This is a genomic window from Dictyoglomus sp. (assembly GCF_049968615.1).
GTDB lineage: Bacteria > Dictyoglomota > Dictyoglomia > Dictyoglomales > Dictyoglomaceae > Dictyoglomus > Dictyoglomus turgidum.
Window position 1 is genome coordinate 60015 of sequence record NZ_JBMFQK010000009.1, and the last position, 10993, is coordinate 71007.

Below are 10993 nucleotides of genomic sequence, written 5' to 3' on the forward strand. Positions count from 1 at the left end.
AGATGTTAATCTCATATAGATGGTTAATGGATTATTTTAAAGAAGAGATTCCAGTCAAAGAAGTTATAAATGCTTTAAGAAATCTTGGACTTTATGCTACTATTCAGAAGAGAATAGGAGAAAATTGGGAAAAGATTATAGTTGGAGAGATAAAGTCTATAGAGAGACATCCTAAGTCTGAAAACCTATTAGTTTGCGAGGTAGATACAGGTGAAAAAAATCTCAAGATCATAACGGGGGCTAAAAATGTTTTCGTAGGAGCAAAGGTACCTGTAGCTTTACCAGGGGTAGAAATACTAGGAGAGGTCATAGGGGTAAGAGAATTTGAAGGAGTAAAATCTGAAGGAATGTTATGTTCGGAATACGAATTAGAATTTTCTGAAGATAAAGAAGGGATTATGATTCTTCCAGAAGATTTTAAAGTGGGCACTACCTTTGATAGCCATTTTGGAAAAGGCGATTTTCTCGTAGAAGTTGAAGTTCCATCTAATAGAGGAGATTGTCTAAGTTATTTAGGTATAGCTAGGGAACTTTCAGGATATTTTAATATACCTTTGAATTTTGAGTTTAAAAAAGTACAAGAGAAAAATGATATTAAAATAGAGGATTTTGCAGCTTGCGAAGTACTTGATTTTGATTTATGCCCAAGATTTACTTTAAGGTTTATAAAAGATGTAAAAATTGCTCCATCTCCCTTGTGGCTAAGGTGGAGAATAGAAAGAGTTGGTTTAAGGTCTATAAATAATGTGGTTGATATTACTAACTTTGTAATGCTTGAGACAGGACAGCCCCTTCATGCTTATGATTTTGATCTTTTAAAAGGAGGAAAGTTGATCGTTAGGAGAGCGGAAAATGGAGAGAAGATAGTTTTAATAAATGGAGAAGAAAGGATATTAGATCGTGATGTCCTTGTGATAGCGGACGCAGAGAGAGCAGTAGCTATAGGTGGAATCATGGGAGGAAAGGATACGGAAATAAATGATAATACTAAGGATGTTCTTCTTGAGGCGGCCTATTTCTTGCCTGTAAATATTAGAAGAAGTGCAAGAAAACTTGGTCTTCGCACTGATGCATCATTAAGATTTGAAAGAGGAGTGGATATCCACAGAACATCTGATATTCTTGACTATGCTGCAGAGATGATAAGACTTATTGCAGGAGGAAATATTGCCAAAGATAAAATTGATATTAATAGAGGATTGCCAAGCCTGACTAAGGTATTTTTACGCCCAGAAAGAGTCAATAAGGTTCTTGGGACTACTTTAAAAGAGGATGAGATTATAAATATTCTCTCAAAGATTGGATTTAACATAAAATCCCAAAATCCCCTTTTTGAAGTTGAAATTCCATCTTACAGACAAGATATAAAAGAAGAAATAGATCTTATTGAAGAGGTTGCAAGATTTTATGGATACAATAACATACCATCAGTTCCTTTACAAAAAGGACATATTGTAGATCCCCCATTAATGGAAGAGATAATAGAAAGGAAAATAAGGGAAATATTACCAAACTTTGGGTTATATGAAACTATAAATTATAGTTTCATGTCAATTAAAGATTTAGAAAAGGTTGGTATTTTAAGCACAGAGCCATTTAATTCTTTCCTTCAAATTTCTAATCCTTTGAGTGAAGAAAACGGTATATTGAGAACTTCTCTTTTGCCTTCTTTGTTGAATGTTGCTCAAATTAATATCAATAGACAGCAGAGGGATGTTTTTATTTATGAGATTGGTAAAGTCTTTTATAAGAAGGATAATAGCTATTTTGAGGAAAAACACTTAGGAATACTTATGACAGGCGAGTCTTACAAAGATCCCTGGAATATTCCTTATGAGATAAGAAAGGCAGACTTTTATGACCTTAAGGGAATAATCGAGGCCATATTTGAAAAAATATGGGGAAGGGAACCAATTTTCAAAAAAAGTGAGTATAGTTTTATGCACCCTTCTAAACAGGGTTATATTGTGTTTAAAGATGAGATTGTGGGATTTATGGGGGAAGTCAATCCGTGGATAACCCAGAATTTGGACATAAGGGAAAGAGTATATTTTGCAGAAATCAATTTAGATAAGTTGAATTTTGAGAAGCCAAGACCTCAATATAAATCTCTTCCTATATATCCTGGAATTAGGAGGGATCTTGCTTTACTTATTCCTGAAGAAATGCCTGTAGAAAGTGTAGAGAAAGAGATTTTAAAAATCTCAGGAGATCTATTAAAAATGATAAGGATTTTTGACCTCTATCAAGGTGAGAAGGTTGAGAAAGGATATAAGAGTGTAACTTTTTCTCTTTTCTTCCTTGCTGATGATCATACTCTTGAAGATAAAGAGGTAGACGAGATAATAAATAAAATACTAATTGATTTATCTATAAAAGGAGTTTATTTAAGGCAGAAGTAATGGAAAAGGCGTTAAAGATCCTTGAATGGGAAAAGATAATAAGCGAGATAGAGAAAGAAGCTGAGACAGAAGGTGGAAAGGCAAAAATCCGTTCTTTAAAACCTATAACTGATTATTCAATTATAGATAGATGGCACTTATTAAATGAAGAAGCTTTTAAGACTATTTATTCTTTTGGATATCCCTCCTTTTCTGGAATTAGGAATATTGAAATATATATTGATAAGGCAGAAAAAGGCGGTATTGTTTATCCTGATGAATTTGAGGAGATAGTAAAAACTTTGGAAGTATGGGGGAAATTAAGAGATTATCAGGAAAAAGTCAGGAAAACAGCTCCCAATTTATGGAAAAATACTCTACATAACCTTCATGATCTCTATATCCAAATAAGAAAATGTGTTCAGGATGGGGCAGTGATAGATTCTGCCTCTCCAGAGCTTAAACAGATAAGACAGAAGAAGGAAAGACTTAATCAAAAGGTAAGGGAAACATTGGAAAATATAATCCAAAAGGAATGGAGAGGCTATTTACAAGACCAAATAATAACCATAAGACATGGGAGATATGTGGTTCCTGTAAGACAAGAATTTAGAGGAAAAATTCAAGGAATTGTACATGATCAGTCTACATCAGGACTTACAGTTTATGTAGAACCTCAAGTTATTGTAGAATTGAATAACCAGATAGCTCTTCTTGAAAGTGAAGAAAAAAGGGAGATAGAGAGAATATTAACTAGGCTTACTTCTGTATTGTTAAGTTATAAAGAGGAGATATTAGAAAACCTGAGAACCTCCTTTGAACTTGATTTTGTCTATGCAAAAGTGAAATGGGCAGAAAAGTATAAGGCTATTACTCCTATCCTTGAGAAAGATAAGCCTATTGTTATCTTAAGAGAGGCAAGACATCCTTTTCTTGGAGATAAAGCGGTTCCTATAACTCTTGAGGTAGGCCGCTATTTCCATACTCTTGTGATCACAGGACCGAATACTGGGGGAAAGACTGTAACCTTGAAAACTATTGGTCTTTTTGTATTGTTAAATCAAGCTGGGATTCCTGTTCCTGCGAAAGAGGGAACTACTCTTGGTATTTTTAATCAGGTATTTGCCGATATAGGGGATGAGCAAAGCATTGAGCAAAATTTAAGTACTTTTTCTTCTCATATGACTAATATAATTTCTTTTATAGATTATTTAGAAAGGACTGGGGATAAAAAAGTACTTGTTCTTATAGATGAATTGGGAGCGGGAACTGATCCTCAAGAAGGTGCTGCTCTTGCTGTGGCTCTTCTGGAATATTTTCATGAGAAAGGAACTATAAATGTCATTGCTACTCATTATCCTCAGCTCAAAGTGATTGCCTCCAAATATCCAGGTATGGAAAATGCCTCTATGGAGTTTGACGAGATCTCTTTAAGACCTCTTTACAAAGTAGCTATGGGAATTCCAGGGAAAAGTAATGCTATATTGATCTCAAAAAGATTGGGTCTTCCCCGAAAGATTCTTGATAGGGCTGTTAGTTTGCTTTCTGAAAACGAGATAAAACTAGAAGAGGTAATAGGAGAACTTCAAAAAGACAGGAGGAAGTATCAAGAAGAGATTGATAAGATTAATAAAGTGAAAAAAGAGTTGCAGGAAGAGAAGAAAAGGATTTTAGAGGAAAGGGAAATTTTAGAGAAAGAAAAGGAAAAATTGAAGACTAAATATAAAGAAGAGCTATTTAAGGATATCTCTAAAATAGAAAATAGGTTAAAAGAGATTATAAGGAGATTACAAGAAGAAAGTTTAAGCATGAAGGACGCACAAAGTTTACAAGAAGAAGTTAAAAAGCTTAAAAAAGAACTTGTTTTAGAAGAAAGAGAAGAACCTAAAGCTTTGAGTTATGTTCCTCAAGTAGGTGATAGGGTAGTATTAAGATCTACAAAAAAGGAAGGATATGTGATCGAGGTAGATGCTGATGAAAAAATTGCTTTAGTACAAGTGGGACTTTTAAAGATAAAAGTTCCATGGACAGAGCTTGCTCCCTCTTTGAAAGAAGAGAGCCAATTGTTTTCCTATGTAAAAGTGGAGAAAATAAATCAAGAGAGCATACCAAGGGAGATAAATATAAGAATGATGACCGTGGATGAAGGATTAGAAGAAGTTAAAAAATATCTTGAGAAGGCTTTTCTTGCAGGGTTAAAAAGGGTGAGAATAGTTCATGGAAAGGGTACTGGGAAATTGAGAAATGCAGTTCATGATTATCTTTCTAAGGTGCCTTATGTGAAAGAGTACTATCTTGCTCCTCCTAACGAAGGAGGGGAGGGTGCAACGGTAGTAATTTTGGATAGCTCAATTTAGATTTATGAAGATAATTTCAAGGTATTTTCTCCAAAATTTTATACCTGTTTTTTTTGTTGGATTGTTACTTTTTACTACAATTTTGCTGGTCTCTCCTCTTTTTATAATAATGGATCTTGTGGTTGCAAGATCTATACCCTTGAAGACTGCTCTTGAGTTATTTATTACCAAAATTCCACCTTATTTAACATATACCTTTCCTATGGCCATATTTCTTGCTGTGGTTTATGTGATAGGTCAGTTTAGTGAACATGGTGAGATAATGGCAATGAAGGCTTCTGGAGCTTCTATCAAATATTTTTTACCAGCCATACTTATGTTTTCTCTTTCTGCCCAATTAATTATGTTTTATGTTAATGAATTTGTAGCGCCAAAAGCTTATGAGAGAGAAAAAATACTAATGAATAAGGCCTACAATAACGTTATTATGCCAAGTAGAGAAAATGTATTTTTTAATGAAAATAATAGTTTTTACTTTTTTAGAAAAGTGGATCCTAAAAATAAGAAATTTGAAGATATTCTTTTAATAGAACTTCTTGAGAAAGGTAATGTCAGATTAATAATCCATGCCGAGAAAGCATTATGGGACGAGTTTAAAGGATGGACTTTTATGAATGGAGAAGTATATTCCTTGAATAAGGAAGGGGAAATGATATTTCAAGGAAAATTTAAGGAATATAAAGTGACTTTAAATAGAACTCCATATCAGTTAGTACCATCTTCAAAACCGGTTGAAGAGATGAGTATATTTGAAATTGTAGATCAAATTAGGCTTTTAGAGGGAACAGGTTTGAACTTAAATAACTTGAAGACGGAATTTCATATTAGAATTGCTTTGCCTTTTACTTGTCCTATATTTGCAATTCTTGCTCTTGGACTTGGCTTAAACATGGGAAAAGGAGGAAGATCATTAAGTTTTGGACTCAGTGTGATTTCAATTTTTGTATACTACATTCTTTTTTCCATAGGAAGATCCTTAGCAAAGGCAGGTATAGTTCCATACTTTTTGGGAGCTTGGCTTGGAAATATAGTTTTTCTTATTATTGGAATTTACCTTCTAAATAAAAAGCGCTAACTAATAGTGGTAAGGCTCATTCCTATTTATTTTAAAAGCACGATAGATCTGCTCTAATAAGATTAAAAGGGCAAATTCGTGGGTAAAAGTCATAGGAGATAAGGATAAAAGAAATTTTGAACTTTTTTTAATATTTTCTGAAACTCCGTATATACCTCCAATTACGAAGGTAATTTGTGGATTTAATGTGGTAAGCTTAAAAAGTTTGTTTGAGAATTCTTCAGAAGATAATTTTTCTCCATTTTTGTCTAAGATTATTATAAATTCATTATTCTTTATATTTTTGAGAATAATTTCTTCTTCCTTTAATAAAGCCATTTTCTCGGGAAGTTCTGAGAAACTCGGTAGAAATTCAATTTTTATATTTATAAAAGGCAGGAGTCTTTTCAAATATTCATTGACTCCTGCCTTTATAAATTCGTTTCTCAACTTTCCTACTACAAGAATTTTAAACTGCAATTTTATCCACTCAAATTATCAGGCATTGCTTCTAATTGTATCTTTACTGTATATTCTTTCCCGCTTCTTATATATGTAATGACAACAGTGTCTCCAACTTTTCTCTTTTGGATCTCCGATCTTAGTTCCTCCATACTTTCTACGGGTTTTCCGTCAATCTTTGTGATAATATCTCCTCCTACAATGATTTGAGTACTGTCTACATAGATTATTCTATCTCCGCCCTTCAATCCTGCTTTGTCTGCAGGACTTCCCGGTACTACCTCTGCTATCACCACACCTTTATCTACAGGGAATTTTATATAATCAAGCATATCAGAGGTAATAGCATAGCCTCTTATTCCTAACCATGGATAGGTTATCTTTCCTTCTTTTATTAGTTTATCTGCAATCTGTTTTGCTTTATTAATAGGAATTGCAAATCCAATCCCCTGAGCATCGCTTTTTATAGCTGTATTTATTCCTATAACTTCTCCTTTAATGTTTATTAATGGTCCACCACTGTTTCCAGGATTAATTGCGGCATCAGTTTGAATAAGATTTTCAAGTCTTACACCATTGGGTTCCACAATAGTTCTATTAAGAGCGCTTACAATACCAAGGGTTACCGTTCTATTTAAACCATAAGGGTTTCCAATTGCTATAGCAAATTGTCCAGGTTCTAATTTATCAGAATCCCCTAAAGGAAGGGCAGGTAAATTTTCAGCATCAATCTTTATTACCGCAAGATCTGATCTCTTGTCATATCCAACTACTCTTCCTGAGTATTTCTTCCCTTCTGATAAAGTAACATCAATTTTTCTTGCTCCTTCTACCACGTGGTAATTGGTTAGAATATATCCTTTAGGGTCAATAATGAAACCAGAACCAACTCCTGAAGATGGATATATACCAAAGAAGAAATCTTCAACTAAGGTTATGGTACTTATGTTTACTACTGCAGGCATTGATTTTTTAACTACAGCAACAATATCCTTTTCAAAAGCTCCAAGAGAACTTGGTATATACACTTCTTGGGTTGGAACCACGTTATTTATCTTCGTTTCACTTGATGCAGGGGAATTCTTATTTAATAAATAGTATCCTCCTACACTTCCAATGAAGCCGCCTATTAAGGCTCCCAGTATGAATATGATTAACAGAACCTGCCATACTCCTCTTTCTCTCCTCATGCTTCTCCCTCCTCTAAATATTTACTTATTTCTTCACTTCTTAATTTAGCTGACGTTATTGCTTCCATAATTATTCCAACTATTCCCTCTTTATGCAATGTTTCAAGTCCCATAATAGTTGTTCCTGCTGGAGAGCTTGTCATTTTTACTACTTCTTCAAAAGATAGATTTTTTTCTCTTATATATTCAATTACTCCCTCAAAGAGCTTTAATACCATCTCCTTAGAAATGTCATAAGAAAGTCCTCCTTTAACCCCCGAAAGAGTAAAACCCTGAAGAATGGTAGAAACAAAAGCAGGACCACTTCCTGTTAAGGCAGTGATAGTATCAAAATATTTCTCATCAACAATCCAAACACTTCCTATAGTAGAAAATAGATTTTTTACAAATTCCACTTCTTCCTTATCGTATTTATCAAAAGTTAAAGCAATAGCTCCTTTCTTGACGGTACAAGGTAGATTAGGCATTATTCTTATAATGCATTTAAATTTATTTAAATATCTCTTTATCAAGGATATTTTTACTCCTGCAGCAATAGAAATAATAGTTTTATTTTCATCTATATTGGGGCTGATTTCTTTTAAAACATCTTTAATGTTTTGTGGTTTTACAGCAATAAGGATGTATTTAGCTTTTTTAGCAATAAGCTTATTATCTGAAATAACTTCTACATTGTACTTATCTCTTAGATATTCTCTTCTTTTCTCTATAGGTTCTGAAACTATTATTTCATCATTTTTCAAGAAATTGCTATCAATTATTCCTGAAAGAATGGCTTCTCCCATCATTCCTCCACCAATTATCCCTAGCTTCATAATTTAGATCCTCCTTACTCTCTTATTTGGCCCTCACCTAAAATAACATATTTTGTTGTAGTTAGTTCTTTAAGGCCCATAGGCCCTCTCGCATGTAGTTTTTGGGTAGATATTCCTATTTCAGCTCCTAAACCAAATTCTCCCCCATCAGTAAATCTTGTAGAAGCATTTACATATACTGCTGCAGCATCTACCATTCTTAGGAATTTTAATGCTTTGTAATAGTCTTTAGTTATAATTGCTTCCGAGTGTTTGGTATTATATTTGTTGATATGCTCTATTGCTTCATCAATAGATTCTACAATCTTTATTGCAATTATGTAATCTAAATACTCTGTGTACCAGTCTTCTTCTGTGGCTGGTATAGCATCTGTTAGTATCTTTAAAGTTCTTTTGCATCCTCTTATCTCTACGTTGTATTCTCTTAGATCTTTAGCTATTATCGGTAAGAATTCTTCTGCAATATTTTTGTGTATTAGAAGCTTTTCAATAGCATTACATACTGAAGGTCTCTGAACTTTTGCATTTATTATTATTTTTCGTGCCATTTCAAAATCTGCATCCTCTTCCACATAAATGTGATTGTTTCCTGCTCCTGTCTCAATTACAGGAACCTTCGAGATATTCATGACATGTTTGATAAATTTTGCACTTCCACGGGGTATTGCCACATCAATATAGTCCACCATCTGTAAAAGTTCTTCTACCACAGAATGCTCTGGAGACTCAATTATCTGTACTGTATCTGGAGGAACCTTTGTATTTGATAACGCTTCTTTCATGATCTCAGTGATGATGATATTTGAATTTAAAGCATCAGAGCTTCCTCTTAATACAATGGCATTTCCTGATTTAAGAGCAAGAATTGTAGCGTCTACAGTTACATTTGGTCTTGCCTCATAAATTATGGCAATGACCCCAATAGGAACTCTCATTTGTCCCACAAGGATTCCATTGGGTCTTTTTTGCATGGATACTATTTCTCCAACAGGGTCTGGGAGTTTTATGACATCATCTATGCTTTTTATTATATCTCTTAGTCTTTTTTCGTTAAGAAGTATTCTGTCAAGTACTGCCTTACTTAGTCCTTTTTCTTCGCCTCTTTTTAAATCCTTTTCATTTTCCTTTATGATTTTATCTATATTTTTTTCTATGTTGTTTGCTATGGCACGTAATGCTTCATTTTTTTCATTAGTATTTAGGAGAGCAAGGGTATAACTTGAAACTTTGGCTTTTTTGAGTTTTTCTATAAGATTCTCCACTGCCTTTCACCCCTATTCTTCAAAATTTTGACTTTCAAGGATTTTTTGGGCTTCTTCAAATTCTCCTTCTGGGATTATCACATATACAGGTAAGCCTCTCCCCATGTATACAGGGTCTGTATAAGGGAAGCTTGAGGAAAGTATTTGGGGATGAAAACCCTCGGACACCAAAAGGTTATATATGAGTTCTCCTATTATATAGTTAGGAGCTATCTTTAATATTCTGTATCCTTTAGGAGGGGTAAAATCTTTAAACAATTTTTTTTGTGACTGGGATAAATTTTTGTTTTTGGGAAAGCTTCTTATATATAGACTTTATTAGAGGATAACTCAAGACGGTAAAGACTAAACCTATGGAAAGTCCTAGAAGTTGGGTATCAAGTCTGTACCTTTCTCCAATCAAATATCCTATTAGAACTCCTAAAATAAAAGAAATAAGGGGAAATAAATAGATTAAAAAAGTAACTTGGTAAAAATCTTTTTTCTCTACTTCTACCATAACAAAATCTCCTATTTTAGCGTTGCACTCGTCAATAACATCGAGTACTAAGTCTTCTTCATTAATCTTACATAGTCCACAACTGTGGCATGCTTCTGATGAACTAAACTTAACTTTTAGTATTCTTCCATTTTTTTCAATTACTTGGCCAATTTCTTTCATGATTTATCACCTTACTTTTGGAGCCGGAGGCCGGATTCGAACCGGCGACAAGCCGATTACGAATCGGCTGCTCTGCCACTGAGCTACACCGGCCCCAAGTTTTCAAAGTAATTATAGCTTCAATTAATATCATAAGTCAAATTTTGAAATTGGATTTTCAAGATTAGCCTCAAGAGTGATTTAGAAAAATTAGGTTTATAAATAAAAAAAATGGCGGGGTCGACGGGATTCGAACCCGCGGTCTCCTGCGTGACAGGCAGGTGTGTTAAACCGGGCTACACCACGACCCCGCATTATATATTATACAACACGTTGGTGGGCGGAGCAGGACTTGAACCTACGACCTCCTGCTTGTAAGGCAGGCGCTTCGCCCTTGTTTTTGACAAGTCAGATTTTACCATAACATCACTTCCATGTCAACTTTAAAAGTTCGCCTGACTCAGAAAAATCTTTTTAAACTTAGAAAGTAAAATCCATCTTAAACTCTTTTCCTAAAACTTTGATTACATCTCCTTCTATAACTGCTTTTTCTCCATCTATCCATATTTCACATTGTTTAAGAAATTCTTCTCTTGTTATTTTTTCTTTAAAGAAATCAAGTAAAGCACCTATAGGGAATTCAACAATCAAAGAATCTTCATCTCCCAATTGAATGTAAAAATTGACTTTTATTGTAGGTGGATATTTTGAGATTCCATATCCAAAAACTCTCCATATGGAAGAAAAGAAAGAATTTAAACCTTCCTTAGTTATACCCTCATAACCAAAATAACCTTTATTGATTGAGATAATGATACCCTTAGGTTCAACA

Annotated in this window: 9 protein-coding genes and 2 tRNA genes; 3 read left to right on the top strand and 8 right to left on the bottom strand. The window is 33.9% G+C overall.

Annotation, left to right across the window (positions count from 1 at the left end):
• The first annotated feature begins 2 nt into the window (after positions 1-2).
• The 3 genes from pheT to ACP5QL_RS07315 are packed head-to-tail and all read left to right on the top strand — an operon-like array spanning position 3 to position 5813.
• A complete protein-coding gene (pheT, locus tag ACP5QL_RS07305) occupies positions 3-2402 on the top strand; it encodes a phenylalanine--tRNA ligase subunit beta (protein WP_428126470.1) in 2400 nt (799 codons plus the stop codon).
• On the top strand, positions 2402-4738 hold the full coding sequence (locus ACP5QL_RS07310; RefSeq protein ID WP_012583664.1) for an endonuclease MutS2: 2337 nt from the start codon (positions 2402-2404) through the stop codon (positions 4736-4738). Before pheT ends, ACP5QL_RS07310 begins: the two co-directional genes overlap by 1 nt.
• Before the next feature lie 4 nt (positions 4739-4742).
• Complete coding sequence (locus ACP5QL_RS07315; RefSeq protein ID WP_428126476.1) at positions 4743-5813, top strand: LptF/LptG family permease; 1071 nt, start codon at positions 4743-4745, stop codon at positions 5811-5813.
• Here the strand turns inward: ACP5QL_RS07315 and ACP5QL_RS07320 are convergent, their stop codons facing one another.
• The 8 genes from ACP5QL_RS07320 to ACP5QL_RS07355 form a co-directional block, all read right to left on the bottom strand.
• Positions 5814-6272 carry a 23S rRNA (pseudouridine(1915)-N(3))-methyltransferase RlmH gene (locus ACP5QL_RS07320; protein ID WP_012583662.1) on the bottom strand — a complete coding sequence of 153 codons (459 nt, stop codon included), beginning with the start codon at positions 6270-6272 and terminating at the stop codon, positions 5814-5816.
• A gap of 2 nt (positions 6273-6274) precedes the next feature.
• Positions 6275-7444, bottom strand: coding sequence for a S1C family serine protease (locus ACP5QL_RS07325; protein ID WP_012583661.1), 1170 nt, complete (start codon positions 7442-7444; stop codon positions 6275-6277).
• On the bottom strand, positions 7441-8259 hold the full coding sequence (gene proC / locus ACP5QL_RS07330) for a pyrroline-5-carboxylate reductase (RefSeq protein ID WP_012583660.1): 819 nt from the start codon (positions 8257-8259) through the stop codon (positions 7441-7443). The genes ACP5QL_RS07325 and proC overlap by 4 nt, the downstream gene beginning before the upstream one ends.
• 14 nt (positions 8260-8273) lie before the next feature.
• Positions 8274-9521 carry a glutamate-5-semialdehyde dehydrogenase gene (locus tag ACP5QL_RS07335; protein ID WP_012583659.1) on the bottom strand — a complete coding sequence of 416 codons (1248 nt, stop codon included), beginning with the start codon at positions 9519-9521 and terminating at the stop codon, positions 8274-8276.
• 250 nt (positions 9522-9771) lie between these two features.
• The gene (locus tag ACP5QL_RS07340; RefSeq protein WP_428126485.1) at positions 9772-10182 is read right to left on the bottom strand and encodes a SoxR reducing system RseC family protein; all 411 of its coding nucleotides are present in this window, start codon (positions 10180-10182) and stop codon (positions 9772-9774) included.
• A gap of 18 nt (positions 10183-10200) precedes the next feature.
• Positions 10201-10275: transfer RNA gene (locus ACP5QL_RS07345), tRNA-Thr, on the bottom strand.
• A 118-nt stretch (positions 10276-10393) separates the two neighbouring features.
• A tRNA-Asp gene (locus ACP5QL_RS07350) sits at positions 10394-10472 on the bottom strand.
• Positions 10473-10641: 169 nt separating this feature from the next.
• Positions 10642-10993: hypothetical protein (locus tag ACP5QL_RS07355; protein WP_428126489.1), on the bottom strand; the 352-nt coding region annotated here is incomplete at its 5' end.